Origin of the sequence: Bordetella genomosp. 4, assembly GCF_002261185.1 — a bacterium.
Taxonomy (GTDB): Bacteria; Pseudomonadota; Gammaproteobacteria; order Burkholderiales; family Burkholderiaceae_B; genus Bordetella_A.
In genome coordinates this window covers 1,112,765-1,132,758 of record NZ_NEVQ01000013.1, presented here as the reverse complement: position 1 = coordinate 1,132,758, position 19,994 = coordinate 1,112,765, and the positions used below count along the sequence as shown (strand labels likewise).

15 protein-coding genes are annotated in these 19,994 nt (G+C 60.1%); 7 read left to right on the top strand and 8 right to left on the bottom strand.

Going from position 1 to position 19,994, the window contains the following annotated elements; genetic code table 11:
* Positions 1–4: 4 nt before the first annotated feature.
* Positions 5–1,147, bottom strand: coding sequence for a mandelate racemase/muconate lactonizing enzyme family protein (locus CAL20_RS15555; RefSeq protein ID WP_094822134.1), 1,143 nt, complete (start codon positions 1,145–1,147; stop codon positions 5–7).
* 8 nt (positions 1,148–1,155) lie between these two features.
* The gene (locus tag CAL20_RS15550; RefSeq protein ID WP_094821972.1) at positions 1,156–2,121 is read right to left on the bottom strand and encodes a Bug family tripartite tricarboxylate transporter substrate binding protein; all 966 of its coding nucleotides are present in this window, start codon (positions 2,119–2,121) and stop codon (positions 1,156–1,158) included.
* Positions 2,122–2,282: 161 nt separating this feature from the next.
* Between CAL20_RS15550 and CAL20_RS15545 the strand changes: the two genes are divergently transcribed.
* Positions 2,283–2,987: a GntR family transcriptional regulator gene (locus CAL20_RS15545; protein WP_094821971.1), complete on the top strand. Its 705-nt coding sequence runs from the start codon at positions 2,283–2,285 to the stop codon at positions 2,985–2,987.
* A gap of 21 nt (positions 2,988–3,008) precedes the next feature.
* Here the strand turns inward: CAL20_RS15545 and lspA are convergent, their stop codons facing one another.
* Genes lspA through CAL20_RS15530 form a run of 3 tightly spaced genes read right to left on the bottom strand, consistent with a single transcriptional unit; the run spans position 3,009 to position 7,396 of the window.
* Entirely contained in the window at positions 3,009–3,581 is a 573-nt protein-coding gene (gene lspA / locus CAL20_RS15540) for a signal peptidase II (RefSeq protein WP_094838304.1), read from the bottom strand.
* 4 nt (positions 3,582–3,585) lie between these two features.
* Positions 3,586–6,441, bottom strand: coding sequence for an isoleucine--tRNA ligase (ileS, locus tag CAL20_RS15535; protein WP_094838303.1), 2,856 nt, complete (start codon positions 6,439–6,441; stop codon positions 3,586–3,588).
* Entirely contained in the window at positions 6,431–7,396 is a 966-nt protein-coding gene (locus CAL20_RS15530) for a bifunctional riboflavin kinase/FAD synthetase (protein ID WP_094821968.1), read from the bottom strand. The genes ileS and CAL20_RS15530 overlap by 11 nt, the downstream gene beginning before the upstream one ends.
* A gap of 66 nt (positions 7,397–7,462) precedes the next feature.
* Here CAL20_RS15530 and purN point away from each other — a divergent pair, with 66 nt between their 5' ends.
* The 4 genes from purN (at position 7,463) to CAL20_RS15505 (ending at position 13,786) form a co-directional block, all read left to right on the top strand.
* Entirely contained in the window at positions 7,463–8,107 is a 645-nt protein-coding gene (gene purN, locus CAL20_RS15525; protein ID WP_373558298.1) for a phosphoribosylglycinamide formyltransferase, read from the top strand.
* 495 nt (positions 8,108–8,602) lie between these two features.
* Complete coding sequence (locus CAL20_RS15515) at positions 8,603–10,057, top strand: RsmB/NOP family class I SAM-dependent RNA methyltransferase (protein WP_094821966.1); 1,455 nt, start codon at positions 8,603–8,605, stop codon at positions 10,055–10,057.
* Between the two features lie 256 nt (positions 10,058–10,313).
* Entirely contained in the window at positions 10,314–11,492 is a 1,179-nt protein-coding gene (locus CAL20_RS15510) for a DesA family fatty acid desaturase (protein WP_094821965.1), read from the top strand.
* Positions 11,489–13,786, top strand: a complete 2,298-nt coding sequence (locus CAL20_RS15505; protein WP_094821964.1) for a UvrD-helicase domain-containing protein — start codon at positions 11,489–11,491, stop codon at positions 13,784–13,786. The genes CAL20_RS15510 and CAL20_RS15505 overlap by 4 nt, the downstream gene beginning before the upstream one ends.
* An 83-nt stretch (positions 13,787–13,869) precedes the next feature.
* Here CAL20_RS15505 and CAL20_RS15500 read toward each other — a convergent pair whose 3' ends face one another.
* The 3 genes from CAL20_RS15500 to CAL20_RS15490 form a co-directional block, all read right to left on the bottom strand.
* A complete protein-coding gene (locus CAL20_RS15500; protein WP_094838302.1) occupies positions 13,870–15,897 on the bottom strand; it encodes a TRAP transporter permease in 2,028 nt (675 codons plus the stop codon).
* A gap of 90 nt (positions 15,898–15,987) precedes the next feature.
* Positions 15,988–16,950 (bottom strand): TAXI family TRAP transporter solute-binding subunit, encoded by a 963-nt coding sequence (locus CAL20_RS15495; protein WP_094821962.1) that lies wholly within the window; start codon positions 16,948–16,950, stop codon positions 15,988–15,990.
* 195 nt (positions 16,951–17,145) lie between these two features.
* On the bottom strand, positions 17,146–17,991 hold the full coding sequence (locus tag CAL20_RS15490) for an IclR family transcriptional regulator (RefSeq protein WP_094821961.1): 846 nt from the start codon (positions 17,989–17,991) through the stop codon (positions 17,146–17,148).
* Positions 17,992–18,242: 251 nt separating this feature from the next.
* Between CAL20_RS15490 and CAL20_RS15485 the strand changes: the two genes are divergently transcribed.
* On the top strand, positions 18,243–18,989 hold the full coding sequence (locus CAL20_RS15485) for an SDR family oxidoreductase (RefSeq protein ID WP_094838301.1): 747 nt from the start codon (positions 18,243–18,245) through the stop codon (positions 18,987–18,989).
* Positions 18,990–19,028: 39 nt separating this feature from the next.
* Entirely contained in the window at positions 19,029–19,886 is an 858-nt protein-coding gene (locus CAL20_RS15480; RefSeq protein ID WP_094821959.1) for a fumarylacetoacetate hydrolase family protein, read from the top strand.
* Positions 19,887–19,994 lie beyond the last annotated feature (108 nt).

Genomic DNA, 19,994 nt, shown 5'->3' with positions numbered 1-19,994 from the left:
GTCGTCACACCACGCGATATTGGTCGAGGATTTCACGCCGTATGTCGATACCCAGCCCCGCGCCGGTCGGCACCTGTACGATGCCGGCTTGTTGCACGATGGGTTCGGTCGACAAGTGATCGCGGAACGGGTTCTCGCACTGTTCGAACTCGAGCAGTGGCGGCACGGGGCGAAAGCTCGGCGGTTGATCCGGCAACGCGGCTAAAAAGTGCAGCGTGGCCGCCAGCCCGATGGCTGAACCCCACGCGTGGGGCACGCATTCGACGCCATGCGCGGCCGCCAGCGTGGCGATCTTGCGGCATTCGCTGATGCCCCCGGCGGCGCAGACGTCGGGCTGCACAATATCCATGGCCTTACGCACGACCAGATCGCGAAAACCCCATCGGGTAAATTCGTTTTCGCCGCCCGCGACAGCCATGTCCAGCGCGCGCGTGACTTCGACATAGCCATCGACGTCTTCGGGCGAAATGGGTTCTTCGAACCATTCCACATTCAGTTGTTCCAGCTCGCGCCCCAGGCGTATGGCCGCGGGCACGGTGAAACAATGATTGGCATCCACCATCAACCGCACATCGTCGCCGATGGCTTTGCGTACCGCGGCCACGCGTTCGATGTCCAGCTTGGGCGAGCCCAGGCCGATTTTCATCTTGATCGCGGTGAAGCCTTCTTCCACGTAGCCGCGCGCTTCGTCGACGGCTTCTTCGATGAGCCGGTCCATATCGATGAAATACAAGCCGGTCGCATAGGCAGAGACTTCGGTCCGGTAAGCGCCACCAATGAGTTTATGAATGGGCTTGCCGCAGACCTTGCCGATGATGTCCCACAGTGCAATGTCGATACCGCTCAGGGCAGAAATCGCCATGCCCTTGGATCCGTAGTCTTTGATACGGTTGTAGAGGTCTTCCCAGATCACCTCCACATCGAAGGCATCGCGTCCGACAATACGCGGGCCGTATTGCGAGTCGATGTAGGCGCGTGCAACCTGGGCAGGGCCATAGCATTCGCCCCAGCCGACGACGCCGTCTGTGGTTTCGATCTCGACAATGCATGAGCCGCGCGTTCTGTACAACCATCCGCGCGACGAGGTAAAGGGGCGTTCGACAGGCGCGCTGACAACATGGCAGGTGACTTTCTTGATGGTGCTCACATCCGACCTCATTTTGCTTTGAAGACTTTGGTTCCAACGTCATCCAGTGTTTTCTGGACGGCCAATACTTCTTTTTCCAGGGCGTCGCCAGAAAGCCCGTCCACGAGAAAACCGTTCTGTTCGGAAAAGGATTTGAACGTGGGGCTCAAGATCGCAGTCTCGAAAGCCTGGATGAGTTTGTCGCGTACCGGGCCGGGCAGACCGGCGGGGCCAACGACATAAGCCATCTGCACCAAGGGGCCGTAAGGGAATACGTCATAGCCTTTTTCCTTGAACGTCGGCACGTCGGGCATGACCTTCAAGCGCTGGTTGTCAAAGACAGCGATGGGCTTGACGTAGCCGGCTTCGATCTGGCCGCGGCTTTCCGAAGGCTTTAGCACTGCGGCCTGGATTTGTTTGCCGGACAAATCTGCGATGACCTTGGATCCGCCGGGGTAGGGCACATTGACGTAAGGAACACCTGCAACGCGGGCCGTCATCTCCGCAAAAATATGGTTCAGATTATTGGTGCCTGGCGTGCCGATAGAGACCTTGCCGGGATTCTTCTTCATGTAGTCGAGGAACTGCTCCAGCGTCTGCGTCGGGCTTGAGGCGGGTACCAGCAGGATGAGCGGATCGGTCGATACGCGCGCGATATGAGTGAATTGATCGTTGCGCAGCGGCGTCATTTTCTGGGCAATCTGAGCCAGCGTCGAACTTGTGCCCATGCCGATGACATAACCGTCTGGCGGAGCGTTGGCGACCTTGGTCAGGCCAATTGCGCCGGTGGCGCCCGGGGCGTTTTCCACCACGATGTTGAACCCGTCTTTTGCCAGGATCTGCTGCAGTGCGCGGGCGGCAATGTCGTTCGAGCCGCCGGCATTCCAAGGCACGATAAATCGGATATCTCTGGACGGATAAGCGTCGGCTGACCAGGCCGGCAGGGATGCAGCGGTCAACGCGACGGCAAAAAACGCTTTCTTTATCAAGGACATGGTTGTCTCCTCCTTGGGGTTGGCCGATTTTTTGGCTTGCGGTTTTGCTGTGATGCTAGCATTCGTTATAACAAACAACAATAGGGAATCGGCAATTTGCCAAGCGAGCCCGACAGTGCGAACATCGGGGTTCGCTATTCGTTGTAACAAAGGGGTTTTACGTGGGCGCAACCGGCCTGAAGCAAATCGAGAAATACACGCTGTGGGACCGGGCGTATGCAGAATTACGGGGCGCGTTGCTGGCGGGGCGTTTCGTGCCGGGTCAACGCATTCTGTTGCGCGACGTGGCTGGCGAGTTGGGGATCAGCCTGACGCCTGTGCGCGATGCCGTGAATCATCTGATCGCGGAGCGTGTGCTCGAACGTGGCACGGGGGGGCAGGGAGGCGGCGCAATCGTGCCGCCTATCGATCCCGATCAATTTCGGCAGTTGACCATCATGCGTGCGGATCTGGAGTCACGCGCCGCCTACGAGGCCGCGGCCCATGCGACCGACTCGGATATTGCGTTATTGCGCCAGCACCTGGCGCAGATGACGGATCACATCAATGAGGAACGGCGAGATCATTATCTGGAGATGCATCGCCGCTTTCATTTCGGTATTTATGCGCTGGCGCGCATGCCGATCATCCAGGATGCCATCGAGACGCTGTGGCTGCGATGTGGTCCTGTCCTGACCATCGTATTACCTGAATATGTGCCGTATTTGAAAAAGACGGACTACCATGCCGCGGCATTGGATGCGTTGCAGCGCCAGGATGCGCAGGGCGTGGCGGACGCCATTCGGCGCGACATTTCCGAGGCAGGAACCTATATCCATCAATTGTTGCGTCGCCGGGAGGCCGCGGCAGACACACAGGCGGGGTGAGAACCGCCACCTGTGCAGGCGTCAGTTGCGCGGCTTGCGTGCGCGCAACAGTTCGTCCAGTACCAGCAGCACTGCACCGCAGGTGATGCAGACATCGGCAATGTTAAAGGCGGGGTAGTACCAGTCGTTCCAGTAGAACAACAGAAAATCGATGACGTGGCCGTAGACCACGCGATCGATCACATTGCCCAGTGCGCCGCCCAGTATCAACGTCAGCGCCAGGCAAAAGCGCGGCTGCGCCGTATTGCGGCGTAGCAGCCAGACAATGACGACGGACGCGACGATGCCCAGTCCGGTGAACAGCCAGCGTTGCCAACCGGCTTCGGAGGCCAGGAAACTGAACGCCGCGCCGCGGTTGTACATCAACGTGAAATCAAAAATCGGCAGCACATTGACGCGTTGGCCGTATGTGTAAGCCGAGTCGAAATACAGCTTGGTGATCTGGTCCAGGACGATCAGCAGCAAGGCGATCGATAACCAGCGCCCGGTGGTACGTGGCGCTGGTTGGATCGGCTTTCCTGGCCCACGGCCGGGCTGCGGGCTCACGTCATTCACGGTGCCCGCAGAGGATTGGCTTGGTACCTCACGCGACATGGTGTCAGGCCTTGTCGCGCGGCTCGCCCGAGCCAAACAGGTTGGACACGCAGCGGCCGCAGATCTCGGGATGATCCGCATCGCTGCCCACATCCAGTCGCCAGTGCCAGCAGCGCTCGCATTTCTTGTTCGTGGATGGCGTGATCTCGATGCGCAAATCGCCCGTGCCAGCATGGACCGTGGCGCGCGAGACGATCAATACGAATCGCAGATCGTCGCCCAGGCTTTCCAGGATGGCGCGATCGTCACCGTCGGCATGCAGATCGACTTCGGCCTGCAACGACGAGCCGATGCCGCCTGCGGTGCGGACCTCTTCGAGCTTGCGCTGTACGTCGGCACGGATGGCGCGCAGACGTGCCCATTTCCCAGTCAACGCCTCGGCGTACGGCGGCAGCGTGTGGAACACCTCGGTGAAAATCGTGACGCGCGGCGCATCGGCTTGGTGTTTCAGCGCGGAATCGACCAGGACTTTCCAGGCTTCTTCTGCCGTGAACGACAGGATGGGAGCCATCAGCTTGAGCAGCGTCTGCGTGATTTCCAACAGAGCCGTCTGTGCCGAACGGCGCGCTACGCTATCGGTGGCGGTGGTGTACAGACGGTCCTTGAGGATATCCAGATAGAACGCGCCCAGATCTTCGGAGCAGAACGTCTGCAGACGCGAGACGGCGGGGTGGAAATCATAGCGCTCGTATTGCGCGATGACTTCAGCCTGCATTTGCGCCGTCATGGCCAATGCGTAGCGGTCGATCTCGAACAGCTCGTCATACGGCACTGCCTGACTGACGGCGTCGAAGTCGGCCAGGTTGGCCAGCAAGAAGCGCAGCGTGTTGCGAATGCGGCGGTAGCCTTCGACCACGCGTTTGAGGATCTCGTCGGAAATCGACAGTTCGCCGGAGTAGTCCGTGGATGCGACCCACAAGCGCAAGATCTCGGCACCGAGCGAGTCGGACACTTTTTGCGGGGCGATGACGTTGCCTACTGACTTGCTCATCTTGCGGCCTTGGCCATCGACCACGAACCCGTGCGTCAACAGGGCCTTGTACGGCGGTTGGCCATACAGCATGCAGCCGGTCAGCAGCGACGAATGGAACCAACCGCGATGCTGGTCGGAACCCTCCAGGTACAGATCTGCCGGCCAGGCCAGCTCGGCGCCGTGCGAGCCGCCCAGAGCCTGGTCTTTGCCGCCCAGCACGGTGGCGTGCGTGGTGCCCGAGTCGAACCAGACATCGAGCGTGTCGCGGTTCTTTTCGTATTGATCCGCCTCGTCGCCCAGCAGCTCGCGTGGATCCAGCGATTGCCACGCCTCGATGCCGTGTTGTTCAACGCGCTGTGCGACTTGTTCCAGCAATTCGGCCGTACGCGGATGCAGAGCGCCGGTTTCCTTGTGAACAAAGAACGCCATGGGCACGCCCCATTGGCGTTGGCGCGACAAGGTCCAGTCGGGCCGGTTGGCGATCATGGCGTGCAGGCGGGCGCGGCCCCAGGACGGGTAGAACGCCGTTGCATCGATGCCGGCCAAGGCGCTTTCGCGCAATGTGGGGCCGCCATCGGCAGGCTTGACGTCCATGCCGGCGAACCACTGGCTGGTAGCGCGGTAAATGACGGGGGTCTTGTGCCGCCAGCAATGCATGTAGCTGTGCGACAGCTTTTGCACGTCCATCAGCGACCCCGCAGCCTTCAGGGCTTCGACGATGCGCGGATTGGCGTCCCAGATCGACAGGCCGCCGAACAGCGGCAGGCTCTCGGCATATTTGCCATCGCCCAGCACGGGATTCAGGATCTGATCGTCGGGCAGGTCATGCGCCTTGCACGACACAAAGTCTTCGATACCGTAGGCGGGGGCCGAGTGCACGACACCGGTGCCGGTGTCGATCGTGACGTAGTCGCCCAGGTAGATCGGCGAGGTGCGTGCATACCCTGCATCCGCCGAGGCCAGCGGATGATGGAAACGCAATCCGTCCAGTGCTGCACCTGTGGCGGTGGCGACGATTTCGCCCTGCAGATTCCAGGCTTTCAGGCAGGCCTCGACGCGCTCGCTGGCCAACAGCAGCAGCGACCCATGCGCCGTTGCCGGCGTGACGCGCACCAGCGCGTATTCCAGCTCAGGGTGCACATTCAATGCCTGGTTGGCAGGAATCGTCCACGGCGTCGTGGTCCAGATTACTACTGCGCCATCGTCGACCGAGTCCAGTCCAAAGGCCTTTGCCACGCCCGGTTTATCTGCGAACGGAAATGCCACGTCGATCGCCGGGTCCACGCGATCAGCGTATTCAACCTCGGCCTCGGCCAAGGCCGAGCCGCAGTCGAAACACCAATTCACGGGCTTCAGGCCGCGAAATACGTAGCCCTTTTGCAGGATGCCGCCCAGCGCCCGGATCTCGTTCGCTTCGTTGCTGTAGTTCATGGTCAGGTAGGGGCGATCCCACTCGCCCAACACACCCAGACGCTTGAAGTCCTGGCGTTGACGATCGATCTGTTCCAATGCATAAGCCCGCGCCTTGGACTGGACTTCCGTCACGGGCAGGTGCTTGCCGAATTTCTTTTCGATCTGGATCTCGATCGGCATGCCATGACAGTCCCAGCCTGGCACATAATGCGCGTCGTAGCCCGCCATGTTGCGGCTTTTGACGATGATGTCCTTCAGGATCTTGTTGACTGCGTGGCCAATGTGGATGTCGCCGTTGGCATAGGGCGGTCCGTCGTGCAGCACAAAACGCGGCCGGCCACGGCTGGCAGCGCGTATGGCTTGATACACGTGGTTTTCTTCCCACTGGGTGACCCAGGCGGGTTCGCGTTTGGCAAGATCACCTCGCATCGGAAAGGAGGTGTCGGGCAGATTGAGGGTTTTTTTATAGTCCATGAACGGCAAAATAGGCACGCGCGTTTTGCGCGTCGTCGGCGATGGCGGCTGTCAGGGAAGGCAGATCGGGAAATTTTTCTTCGTCCCGCAACTTGTGCAGGAACTCAACGCGTATGAGTTTACCGTATGCGTCAGCCGGGCCATCGAGCAGGTGCGACTCTAATAGCACACGTCCGTGATCCTCGACCGTGGGGCGCACTCCCAGGCTGGCGACGGCGGGACGTGGTTGCTCGCCCAAGCCATGTACTCGCACTACATAAATTCCCGAGCGCGCGGCACAGCGTGGCGCAACACGCAGATTCAAGGTGGGAAAACCCAGCGTACGGCCGAGTTTCTGGCCGTGGATCACATGTCCGCTGATCTGGAACGGGCGTCCCAGCAGATGCTCGGCCCGATCCAGATCGCCCACGGCGAGCGCGGTGCGGACCTCCGAGCTCGATACCCGGTGCCCCAGGCGGTCGGTCACGTCGGCAATCGTCTGGACCTCGAACCCGTGCACCATGCCCGCCTCGCGCAGCAGATCCACGTCGCCGCTGCGCTTGCGGCCAAAGCGGAAGTCTTCTCCCACCAGCAGCCAACGCGTCTGCAGGCCACCCACCAAGAGTTCCTCAATGAAGGCATTTGCAGACATATCCGCAAATCGCGCATTGAATCGCTCGATGATGATCTGCGCCATGTCCTGGCTGGCAAGCGCTTCGAGTTTGTCGCGCAAACCGGAGATACGCGTCGGCGCGAGCTCCGGCCGCTGGTTCAGCGTGGCGAAATACTCACGGGGATGCGGCTCGAATGTCAGCACCGAGGGCAGCAGTCCGCGTTCGCGAGCCGCCTGCCGTACGCGCGCCAGAATGGCCTGATGACCGCGGTGAACGCCGTCAAAATTGCCGATTGTCAGCGCGCAAGGGGATCGCCGCGCAGGCGGCGGGACCGATCGATAGAGTTGCAGCAAGGTTTTCACGACCGAGAGTTTACAATTTTAGGTTGGTTTGCCTTGGAATATCTCATCTTGCCGGAATCCTTACCTTTGAAACGTCGCCTGGTTATCCTTATTTCGGGGCGTGGCAGCAATATGCAAGCCCTGGTTCACGCCTGTCGCGACGAGGCATGGCCCGCCGAAGTCTGCGCCGTCATTGCCAGCCGTCCGGATGCGGCGGGATTATCGTGGGCGCGCGAACAGGGCATCGCCACCGGCGCGCTGTATCACAAGGATTTCCCCAGCCGGGAAGCTTTCGATACGGCCCTGGCCGAGGAAATCGACCGGTACCAGCCTGATTATGTGTTGTTGGCGGGTTTCATGCGCGTCTTGACGCCGGGATTCGTGAATCACTACGCGGGCCGGTTGGTGAATATTCATCCGTCGCTGCTGCCCATGTTCCCCGGCTTGCATACGCACGCTCAGGCATTGGCGACAGGGGTGCAACTGCACGGATGTACGGTGCATTTTGTGACGCCGGTACTGGATCACGGGCCCATCATCGCGCAGGGCTGCGTTCCTGTCCGTGTGGGTGATACACCTGATATCCTGGCTGACCGCGTGCTGGCCGTCGAACACCAGGCCTATCCCGCAGCGGTTCGCTGGCTGGTCGAGGGCAGGGTGCGCCTGACGGTCGATCATCGTGTCGAGGTCGATGGCGACCCGCAACGTCTGTTTACCGAGGGCGAGATCTGACGGCCAGGCTGTATCCCGCAGCCAGGCTGTATCCCGCAGCGCAACCTCTCGTTATCATCCGCCGAGGCAGTTTGTCTCGGCCCTGAATTTTGATCGGTCAAGGCGTTGCCTTGGCCTTATGGAAAGACAATGAGCAAGAATCCCGCCTCTCGGCAGCGTCCAGCAGGCGCTTTTTCCACGAACCGTTCTGAAACCGGTTCGCGTGGTGGAGCCCGTCGCACATCCAGCGGGCCGTCTCGGTCTGAGGGACGATCAGGCTATCCGGACCGGCCTCGGCCCGAGGGGCGCTCGGGCGACTCTGATCGGTTTCGCTCCGAGGGACGGTCAGGCTATCCGGATCGGCCTCGGTCCGAAGGGCGCTCGGGTGGCTCGGATCGGTTTCGCTCCGAAGGACGATCAGACTATCCGGACCGGCCTCGGTCTGAAGGCCGCTCGGGCGACTCTGACCGGTTTCGCTCCCAGGGGCGCCCCGGCGAACCCCGGCTTCAGCCCGACATGCAACCTCGCACGCCGCGCGCAGTGATCCGCATCGATCAGGTTCAGCGTGTCTTGGGCGAGATCCTGCAATGGACCTATCCGGCCGATGCTGCCTTGTCGCACTGGTTCCGTGCTCATCCCACGCTGGGGGGGCGCGACCGTGGCGAGGTGGCCGAAGCCGTGTACGACGTGCTGCGCCACCTGCGCCGCTATCGCCAGCTCGCCGAAAGCGGCAGCGGCCCGGCGTCGCGCCGCCTGGCAATCCTGGGCCTGACGGCTACGCTGGGCGCGGCGTTTTTAGAAGACGGTCTGGATCCCTCCGAACACGATTGGCTCGAGCGCGTCAGCCGCATCGATCCCGCTACGTTACCCCGGGCCGTCCGTACCAGCATGCCTGACTGGCTGGACGAGCGCCTGGGCAAACTGGACGATCCGGAATCGCTGATGTCGGCGCTGAACCGCCCGGCGGCACTCGATCTGCGGGTCAATCCCCTCAAGATGGAACGCGAGGCTGCGTTGGCCACCCTGGGCGACGGTCCCGCGGCGCGTTTCGAACCTCAGCCTACCCCATATTCCCCGTGGGGGATCCGACTAGCCGGCCGGCCTGCCGTCAATCGCTGGCCGCTATTCGAGAACGGCAGCCTCGAGGTCCAGGACGAGGGCAGTCAACTGTTGGCTTTGCTGGTCGGCCCGCGCCGCGGCGAAATGATTATTGATTTCTGCGCAGGGGCGGGCGGTAAAACCTTGCTCTTGGGCGCGCTGATGCGTTCTACCGGGCGTTTGTACGCCTTTGACGTCTCGGCTGCCCGGTTGGCGCGGGCCAAACCCCGTTTTGCCCGTAGCGGGCTATCCAACGTGGTGCCGGTAGCCATCGAAAGCGAAAACGACGCGCGCGTCAAACGCCTGGCCGGCAAAGCGCAGCGGGTACTGGTCGATGCGCCTTGCAGCGGAATCGGCACGTTGCGCCGCAATCCGGATCTGAAATGGCGCCAGCATCCCGAGGCCCTGGCGGAATTGGGAGCGCTGCAAACGCGTATCCTGAATAGTGCGGCGCGTTGCGTCGCCCCTGGCGGGCGCCTGGTGTATGCCACCTGCAGCCTGCTGGCCGAGGAAAACGAGGTGCAGGTTCAGAAGTTCCTGGACACGCACCCCGATTTTGAACGCCTGGATGCCGCGGAAATTCTGGCCAGCCGCTGCCCGGGACTCGATCTCGAGGGACCCTACGTCCAGTTGCGCCCCGACGTACACGGCACCGATGGATTTTTTGCCGCAGTGTTGGAACGTAAAAAAATGGGTGCTGCAGCGCCGGTGTACGATGAGACGGCGTCCAGGGCTGACGGGGCAGCGTCCTCCGCGGATAGTGAATCCGTGGCTATGGAGGGCAAAGCCGTCGCCGACAGTGCGCCTGCTACCGGCTCGACACCCGCAGGAGGCAAACTTGCTCCTCCAGAAACCAAGTCGTCCGCCGAATAACCCTGCCATAGGGACGGAAAAGCGACAGTTCGTTTGATGATTTGTTGCAAAATGTGTTTTTGGTAGAGCGTCATCGACATGCCGCCTCGCCCCGGGGCAAAGGCCCTCAGCGGGTCGAAATTCTCCCTCCGGGCCGAGGCGTCGCTGCTTAGTCCTTGATTTATCACAAAAACTATTTTGAAATCCCGCTGTCATAAGCAAGTCAGGTACGCTAAACTGCGTTCCATTCCTTTATGCGAGGGTCGCAAAAAGCTTTATGGATCAATTCCTTTCCTTCCTCTCCGGCGGATTTACCCAAGCCAGTTGGTGGCAGATCGTTCTGTACACCCTGGTGATGACGCACGTCACCATCGTGGCAGTCACGATCTTCCTGCACCGCAGCCAGACGCACCGCGGTCTCGACTTACACCCCGCAGTAATGCATTTCTTCCGGTTCTGGCTCTGGATGACGACGGGCATGGTCACAAAGGAATGGGTCGCCATTCACCGTAAACACCACGCCAAATGCGAAAAAGAGGGCGATCCTCATTCGCCGATGCTGTTCGGTGTCTGGAAGGTATTGTTCCGTGGCGCGGATCTGTATCGCGTAGAGTCCGCCAACAAGGAAACCATGGCTAAATTCGGCCACGGCACGCCGGACGACTGGCTCGAGCACAATCTCTATGCCAAGCACAGCCTGTGGGGCGTGCTCACCATGCTGGCGATCGATCTGGCGCTGTTTGGCGCGATCGGCCTGACGGTGTGGGCGGTGCAAATGGCGTGGATTCCGTTCTGGGCTGCTGGTGTGGTCAACGGTATCGGTCACTTCTGGGGCTATCGCAACTACAACAGCCCGGACACCAGCACCAACGTATTCCCGTGGGGCATCGTGATCGGTGGCGAGGAATTGCACAACAACCACCACGCTCATGGCACCTCGGCCAAGTTCTCGGCCAAATGGTATGAGATCGATATCGGTTGGGGTTACATCCAGGTCCTGAAATTCTTCGGTCTGGCCAAGGTCCGCAAGGTCGCGCCCAAGCTCAAGCTCGAAACCGGCACCAAGGCTATCGATCTGCGTACGCTGCAAGGCGTGATCACGCACCGCTACGAGGTCATGGCCCGTTACGGCGAGATCATCAAGACCACGCTGCGCGAAGAGCTCGGCAAGGATCACAGCGCCTCGCGTTTGCAGCGTGTCCGCCGTTGGCTGCACCGCAACGAGGATGTCCTGCATCCCGAGCAGCGCGCCGAGGTCGATCAGGCCATCGCACACAACAAGTCCTTGTCCACCCTGGTGCAAATGCGCCGTGAGTTGGGCCGTTTGTGGGAAAGCTCCAGCGCCAGCAGCGAGCAACTTTTACATGACCTGCAGGCCTGGTGCCAGCGCGCCCAGCAAAGCGGCATCGCTGGGCTCGAGCAATTTGCGCAACGTCTCAGCCGCTACGCGGCATGATGCTAGAGCAACTCAATCCCGAACAACGCGCCGCAGTAACGCTTGATCCGCAGCACGCCCTGGTTCTCGCCGGGGCGGGCAGCGGCAAGACACGGGTCTTGACGACCCGCATGGCCTGGCTGATTCAAACCGGCCAGGCCAGTCCTTTTGGGCTGCTGGCTGTCACGTTTACCAACAAGGCTGCGCGCGAGATGCTCTCGCGCATGTCGGCGATCTTGCCGATCGATACGCGTGGCTTGTGGATCGGCACCTTTCACGGGCTGTGCAACCGCATGTTGCGTGCACATCATCGTGATGCCGGTCTGCCGCAATCCTTTCAGATTCTCGATACCTCCGATCAATTGGCGGCCATCAAGCGCCTCTTGAAGGCGAACGGTATCGACGACGAAAAATATCCCCCTCGCGACGTCCAGCGTTTTATCAGCGGCGCCAAAGAGGCGGGCGAGCGTCCGGGCGATATCGAGGCCTACGATAGTCATCGACGCCGCTTGATCGAGATCTATCAGCTCTACGAGGCGCAGTGCCAGCGCGAGGGCGTGGTCGATTTCGCCGAGCTGCTGTTACGTGCGTATGAGCTGTTGACGCGCAACGCTCCCGTGCGCGAACACTATCAGCGACGTTTTCGCCACATTCTGGTCGACGAGTTTCAGGACACCAACACCCTGCAGTACAAGTGGCTCAAACTGTTGGCCGGGGGCGGTGCCGCCATTTTTGCGGTGGGCGACGACGATCAGTCGATTTATGCGTTTCGTGGGGCCAACGTGGGCAACATGGCGGATTTCGAGCGCGACTATGCGCGCGGCACCGTCATTCGGCTGGAGCAAAACTACCGATCCTACGGTCACATCCTGGATTCGGCCAATGCGCTCATCGGCCACAATAGCGGCCGCCTGGGTAAGAACCTCTGGACCGAACAAGGCGAGGGCGAGCCCATCCGCGTCATCGAACAACCCTCGGATGGCATGGAGGCCCAATGGCTGGTCGACGAGGTGCGTTCGCTCATCAACGAGGGCAGCCTGCGCCGCGAAATCGCCGTTCTGTATCGTAGCAACGCGCAATCCCGTGTGATCGAGCATGCGCTGTTTTCAGCCGGCATTCCGTACAAGGTCTACGGCGGCCTGCGCTTTTTCGAGCGCCAGGAAATCAAGCATGCCTTGGCCTATTTGCGTCTGATGGCCAATCCCCATGATGACACATCATGGATGCGCGTCGTCAATTTCCCCACGCGAGGCATTGGTGCGCGCACGCTGGAACAGTTGGCTGATGCGGCTCGCACGCTCGACACCAGTCTGTATGGCGCCGTGGCCCGAGTGCCTGGAAAAGGCGGCGCCAACCTGGCTCAGTTCGCACAACTGATCGGCCGTTTGACTGACGAGACCCGCGAGCTGCCTCTGCCCGAGCTGGTCGAGCACATGCTGGAAACCAGCGGGCTCGTCGAGCACTATAAGGCCGACCGCGACGGCGCGGAGCGGCTTGAAAACTTGAACGAACTGATCACGGCTGCGGCGGTGTTTGCCTCGGAGGAAAACTTCGACGGCCTGCCCGCCGGCGTCGTGCCCGAGGGGGCTGTCGATAGCGCTTTGATGCCCGGCGTGGTCGATGCCCCAGCAGCGGTTCCCGCAGGCATGACGCCGTTGGCCGCGTTTCTGTCGCATGCCTCGCTGGAGGCCGGCGACAACCAGGCTCAGGCCGGTCAGGACGCCGTGCAACTGATGACAGTTCACGCCGCCAAAGGGCTGGAATTCGACGCGGTGTTTATCACTGGGCTCGAGGAGGGCTTATTTCCTCATGAGAACAGCATTCTCGAGGCCTCCGGGCTCGAGGAAGAACGCCGCCTGATGTATGTGGCCATCACGCGCGCGCGCGAGCGTCTTTACCTCACTTTGGCACAGAGTCGCATGCTGCACGGCCAGACTCGCTACGCCATGCGTTCGCGGTTCCTGGACGAGATTCCGGAGCAACACCTTAAATGGTTGACCCCGCGGGGCGGGGTGGGTCACGCGCACGCCGGTTTTGGCGAATCGGCGGCTCGTGTCAACCATGGTGATGCGTTCGGACGCCGTGCGACTGGAACGATTTCACCGCGTACGCCTCGCGGCGTGACGTCTGGCGTGACCGTAGGCGACAAGCAGTTCCGCATCGGTCAGGGTGTTCACCATGCCCGCTTCGGTGATGGCACCATCATTGGCCTGAGCGGCTCCGGTCAGGACGCCCAGGCGCAAATCCAATTTCGCGATGTGGGTGCCAAAACCTTGGCGCTCGGCATTGCCAAGCTGGATATCATCCAGGGCTGAGCTCGCCGTCTCCGCCAACCAAGACGCAATCAGGTCGACGCGGGAGCCGCATCCCGCGTCGGAAACCAGTCAAGCCCGAAGGGTTAACTCGTTCGTACCGTCATGCGCCGGCGCCATCCGTACAACGCCAGCGCAATCGCTACCAGCACAAAACCGAGCGTGGTCGACACCGGATCGGGATATACCAACGCGAAACCTGCCACGATCAGCATCGTGCGCTCGAGCGCGTTGACCCGATCCAGCAGCCATCCTTGAAAGCCGATCGCCAACGCGAAAATACCGCTTGCTGCGGTGAACGTGACAGCGGCGATGCTCCACCAGTCAGCTCCCGCCAGGGCCTTGGTCGATCCCATCAACAACAATCCCTGGCCGCTGGGATCGAGCACGAAAATAAAAGGCACCAGAAAGGCCGGGATCGTATATTTCCAACACTGCATGGTGGTCTTGTATGGGTCTCCGCCAGTGATCGCCGACGCAGCGAATGGCGACAAGGCAGTGGGAGGCGAGACCTCCGACAAGACGGCGTAGTAAAAAATGAACATGTGCGCGGCGAAATCCGGCACGCCCAGTTTGATCAGCGCGGGCGCCGTGATGACGGCGCAGATGATGTACGACGCCGTCACAGGTACGGCCAGGCCGATGATCCATACGACCAGCGCGGTATAGATTGCCGTCAGCAGCAACGACCCGGCCGCATAATCGATGACAATGCCGCTGAATTTCAGGCCGAGTCCGGTCAGCGTGACGACGCCGACGATGATGCCAGCGCCGGCGCATGTCGCACCCACGTTCAACATGCCGAGCGAACCGGCTTTCAACGCCTGTATCAGCGGCGAGTTGAACAGATGCTCGGATATCCGCCCCTTGCCGCGGAACAGATCGCGAGAGATCATCGCGGTTTCGGGACGTAGAAAGCTGGTCAGGAAAGACACCACCGTAGCCCAGAAGACCGACAGCACGGGCGAGAAACCCAGCAGCATGAACGCAATGATGGAAACCAGCGACAGAAAATGGTACCAATAGCGTCGAGTCAGATTCCACACCGTGTCTACGCGCTTGATGTCGACGTTGTGCATGCCGTACTTGTGCACATCGATCTCGACCATGAAAAACAGCGCGAGATAAAAGAGCAAGGTCGGGATGGCCGCCATCAGCAGCACGTCCAGATACGAGATGTGCAGGAACTCGGCGATGATAAAAGCTGCAGCTCCCATCACTGGCGGCGAAATGATTGCCCCCAGCCCGCCCGCTGATAATAGTCCGCCTGCCGCGTTGCGCGCGTAACCGACTTTGGCCAACATAGGCCACGCCACCGTACCTAGTGTCACCGTCGTAGCAACGCCCGAACCCGATGGTCCGCCCAGCAGAAAAGAGGCCAGCACCACGGTGCGTCCCGCGCCGGCGGGTTTGCCTCCCATGGCTGAAAAAGAGAAATCGATATAGAACTTCCCGGCACCGGAAAACTGCAGAAAAGCGCCGAAAATCGTGAACAGAATGATCAAGGATGAGGATACATCCGCGGCGACCCCATAGATGCCCTCGAGCGTCATGTACATGAAGCCTACCAGCCGTCCCAGGTCATAGCCTCGATGTGTCCAGGGGTGAGGCAGATAGTCGCCCAGAAAGGCGTACAGCAGAAAACAGCTCGATATGACGGGCAGAATCCAGCCTATCGTGCGGCGCATTGCCTCCAGCACCAACAGAATCAAGGCCGATCCAAAAGCAATGTCCCAGCCATTGGGCAAGGTGTTGCGGTCGGTGAAATCGTCGCCACCCAACAGCAGATAGACCACGATAGCGACCGCCAGCGCAGCCATGAGCCAGTCCCACCACATGATGCGATGCCGATAACGTTTGGCGATGGGGAACATCAGAAAGCACAGCGCCAGCACCATGCTCACGTGCAAGGGACGCAGCGCCTGCGTAGGCACGATCGCGTAAGCAGCGTACAGATGGAATAGCGACATCAATACCGCCACCACTGCCAGAAACACGCCCAGCTTGCCGCCGATACGATTGATCGCGCCTTCCTCTTCCTCGATATATTGCTCGGCCTTGCGCAAGGCCTCGTCACTGACCTGTGCGGAATTCTGTTCGTTGGATTCGATCATTGCCGGAGACTCTCTTCCAGGATGCGGTTACGGCAAGGTGTGCCGACGCCGGCCTCGCCTGAGGCGAGACCGGCATAAAGCGGAGCCTGCTTAATCGAGCGAGACGCCGCGTTCCTGGAAATACTTCGCCGCGCCGGGGTGAAAGGGAATGGGGCTGGCTGCCGACTTTTGTTTGTCGAGCGCAAAGTCCGCCGTGATCTTGTGTACGGCAATCAGATCGTCACGGCTTTCAAAGATGGTCTTGACGATGTTGTAGGCCGTCTTGTCGTCCATCTCCTCGTTAGCCACCAGCAGGTTCATCACGTTGGCATTCTTGTTGTCGGTCTTCATGCCGCGGTAGACGTCTTTGCCGATGACCGATTGCACGTAGAGTTTGCCGTACTTCTCGTTCATGGCCGGCACCAGTTCGGCGTTGTCTATCATCAACAACGTGGTGCCCGGTGTGTTGGCCAGGTCTGTCACCGCTGCAGTGGGCAGGCCTCCAACCCAAAAGAACGCATCGATCTTGTTGTCTTTCAGGGCATTGACCGATTCGGCCACGCTCAGGCGCTCGCGTTGGACATCCTTGTCACGATCCAACCCGGCAGCCTCCAATTGGCGAAACGCCATTACTTCGGTCGCGCTGCCGGGCGATCCCGTCGATATGCGTTTGCCTTTCAGATCGGCGAATTTTTCTATGTTTTTACCCTGCAACGTGACGACATGCATGCTGTTGGGATACATGATCATCAGCGTGCGCAGTGCCTGTTTATTTCCCTTGAATTTGTCTTTTCCCTGGTAGGCGTCCAGCGCCGCATCGGACATGGTCATGCCGATATAGCTGTCATCCGAGCCCACCAGTTTGAGATTGTCCACGGACCCGCCGGTGACTTCCGCCGTGGCCTCCATGCCAGGGACTTTCTTGGACAGAATGGAAGCCATGCCGCCGCCGATCGGGTAATAGACCCCGCCCGTGCCGCCCGTTGCAATGGAGAGGTTCTCGGCCCCGGCCGTCTGCACGGCCAGCAGTGAGAAACCCAGGATACATGCAAACCTCTTTACTGAAAGCTTCATGTGGTCTCCTTGTGCGCCGGGCCGGACATTGCCGCGAGAGGATGCCCGCCTGTTTGCGCTTTTTGCTTGTGTGGACTCGGGCGAGTCCTGCCCTTGTTTAACTCGCGTTCAAGCGAAGCGTCAATCGGGACTTTCTCGCCGCACGGTGCCGCGCAGCGCTCTCCCCGGAGGCGCCGCATTCCTCTGCAGCCATCTTCAACCCTGAAGATCAGGCGCTTCGCTGATTCGCTGAGACAGGCGCGTGCAAATCTCGGCCAGCATCTGTTTGATCTGCTCGGTATTCGGTGTGGGCGTACCGTCAATGCGGGCGATATGCGGGATATTGATGGCGGCCACCACGCGTTGCCCCTGGCCCCACACGGGATGGGCGATATTCGTTACGCCTTGGATCTGAATACTGGGCATCATGGCGTAGCCGGTCTGGCGCACAGTCTCCAGCAATGAAAACAATTGCCCCGGATCCATGTCGAGCTCGCCCTCGACATGGATATGGCTGCTCAGCATGCGTGTGCGGGTCACCTCGTCTTGATAGGCCAGCAGGACGTGGCCCGAGGACGTATCGGTCAGTCCCATCACAACACCGACCTTCAGGCCGAACGACCAGCGTTCCGGGCTGTCGGCCTGGGCTACGACAACGACACGGCCGTTTTGATAGATGGCCAGATGGGCGGACTGGCGTGTGCGCTCGGCCAGCTCTTGCAGCAATGGCAATGCCGCACTCACGAGCGATTTGAGTGGCGGTTGGCGGTTTGCCAGGGTGAACATTTTGAGCGTCAGCGTGTAGCGGTCGTTCTCGTCAGTCTGGATGTAGCCGCGGTGCTGCAGCGTCACGACCATACGGAAAATCTCATTCACGTTGCGTCCCAGGACCTGGCTGAGCTGGTTCAGCGTATAGCCCTGTGCACTGGCGCTGAGCGCTTCCAGGATGTCCAAGCCTTTTTCCAGCGCAGGCGCGCTGTAGCGCGCAGCCTTTTCGACCAGCGCTTCGCCCACGGCATGGTGGTTCGGCAAGTTATCTGAGGGGGGAATGGAGGTACTCATATATCCAGGGCCGAGTAGCAGGGGTGGACGCCGCGGCAGCAGAGCCGCACATCACGGAGGAGCAATTTTATATATAAAAATTAATCCTATATATAAAATAATTTTGGGAAAAATTTTTCGGCCGGGAGCGCTGTATTTTCCCCAGGCAAAGCAAAAAATACTATATTAATAGCCAAGTTACGTTGGATACGTGATAAAAAATATTTTTATATATAAAACTGAAATCCATTCAATCAACAAACGGAGACATGATGGCTGATCGTTTGGCAGGAAAAATCGCCTTGGTGACGGCAGCGGGCCAAGGCATTGGTCGCGCAACGGCCGAGTTGTTCATCGCAGAGGGCGCGCGGGTCATCGCCACCGATATCAAACCAGAGTTGCTAAGTAAACTCAGTGGCTGCGAAACGCGGCAATTGGACGTGATGGATTCCGGTGCGATCAATGCGCTGGCGGCCGAATTGGGCGATATCGACGTGTTGTTCAATTGCGCAGGCTATGTGCATGACGGCAGTATCCTGGGTTGCGATCGCCAGGCTTGGGACTTTTCCTTTGCGTTGAACGTCACCGCCATGTACGAGACGATCCGCGCATTTTTGCCGGGCATGCTGCGCCAGGGCCGTGGCTCTATCATCAATATGGCCTCGGCTGCATCCAGCGTCAAGGGTGTGCCTAACCGATTTGCATACGGCGCCAGCAAGGCGGCCGTGGTCGGCCTGACCAAATCCATCGCGGCGGATTTTGTCGGGCAGGGCATTCGCTGCAACAGTATTTGTCCCGGCACAGTCGAGTCACCGTCCTTGCAGGAGCGCATTGCCGGCCAAGCCGACAAATATGGAAAATCCATAGAACAGGTGCGGGCAGATTTCGTGTCCCGCCAACCCATTGGGCGGGTAGGAAAACCGCAAGAGATTGCCGCCCTGGCGTTGTATCTCGCGTCAGACGAGTCCAGCTTCACGACTGGCACCACGCAGATCATCGACGGCGGCTGGTCGAACTGAACAGAATAGATAGTCCTGCATCTTGATAAGGAGTTAGAGTTGAAACTGTTGCGATACGGCCCTGTGGGCCAGGAAAAACCCGGCCTGTTGGATGCCCAGGGCGCCGTCCGTGATCTGTCGGGCGTGCTGCCGGATATCACGGCCCAGACCTTGTCGCCCCAGGCGCTGGATACCTTGCGCAAGGTCGATCCAGCCAGTCTGCCCGTTGTAGCCCAGCCCGGCCGCATGGGGACTCCCTATGCCGATCCCGGCAAGTTTGTCTGCATAGGTTTGAACTACAGCGATCATGCTGCCGAGACAGGCGCCGAGCCGCCGGCTGAGCCCATTCTGTTCAACAAATGGTCCCGCGCGTCGGGTGCCAACGACCCCATCGTGCTGCCCAAAGGCTCTGTGAAAACGGACTGGGAAGTCGAGTTAGGCGTGGTGATCGGCACCAAGGCGCGATACGTCACGCTGGAGGATGCGCTCAAACATGTCGCCGGCTACTGCGTGATCAACGACGTGTCCGAACGCGAATATCAGATCGAGCGCGGCGGCACCTGGGACAAGGGCAAGGGCTGCGACACGTTTGGTCCGATCGGTCCGTGGCTCGTGACCCCGGACGAGATCCCTGATCCCCAAAATCTGGCCATGTGGCTAGAGGTCAATGGCAAGCGTTTCCAGAACGGCAGCACCAAGACCATGATTTTCAACGTGGCGTATCTCATCCACTACGTCAGCCAATTCATTACTTTGTACCCCGGTGACCTGATTTCCACGGGAACGCCGCCTGGTGTGGGCCTGGGCCAAAAGCCGCCTGTGTATCTCAAGGACGGCGACGTGGTGAGGCTGGGTATCGAAGGGCTGGGCGAGCAAACGCAACGCGTCCATGCGTGGAATGCCGAGTTGCTGGATTGATGGATGTTCCCACCGCAGGCATGTATCTGCGGTGAAAGTTGTGCAGCACGAAGCAACGCTGCTACGCGTTGCTTCGTGCTGCGGTGTTTTCCAGGATGGCAGTTGAGT

What these genes read in the sequence shown, in the direction of transcription:
- CAL20_RS15550 (WP_094821972.1), bottom strand. Translation starts at nt 2,121, where the DNA reads ATGTCCTTGATAAAGAAAGCGTTTTTTGCCGTCGCGTTGACCGCTGCA.
- lspA (WP_094838304.1), bottom strand. Translation starts at nt 3,581, where the DNA reads ATGTCGCGTGAGGTACCAAGCCAATCCTCTGCGGGCACCGTGAATGAC.
- ileS (WP_094838303.1), bottom strand. Translation starts at nt 6,441, where the DNA reads ATGGACTATAAAAAAACCCTCAATCTGCCCGACACCTCCTTTCCGATG.
- CAL20_RS15515 (WP_094821966.1), top strand. Translation starts at nt 8,603, where the DNA reads ATGCAACCTCGCACGCCGCGCGCAGTGATCCGCATCGATCAGGTTCAG.
- CAL20_RS15510 (WP_094821965.1), top strand. Translation starts at nt 10,314, where the DNA reads ATGGATCAATTCCTTTCCTTCCTCTCCGGCGGATTTACCCAAGCCAGT.
- CAL20_RS15505 (WP_094821964.1), top strand. Translation starts at nt 11,489, where the DNA reads ATGATGCTAGAGCAACTCAATCCCGAACAACGCGCCGCAGTAACGCTT.
- CAL20_RS15500 (WP_094838302.1), bottom strand. Translation starts at nt 15,897, where the DNA reads ATGATCGAATCCAACGAACAGAATTCCGCACAGGTCAGTGACGAGGCC.
- CAL20_RS15495 (WP_094821962.1), bottom strand. Translation starts at nt 16,950, where the DNA reads ATGAAGCTTTCAGTAAAGAGGTTTGCATGTATCCTGGGTTTCTCACTG.
- CAL20_RS15490 (WP_094821961.1), bottom strand. Translation starts at nt 17,991, where the DNA reads ATGAGTACCTCCATTCCCCCCTCAGATAACTTGCCGAACCACCATGCC.
- CAL20_RS15485 (WP_094838301.1), top strand. Translation starts at nt 18,243, where the DNA reads ATGGCTGATCGTTTGGCAGGAAAAATCGCCTTGGTGACGGCAGCGGGC.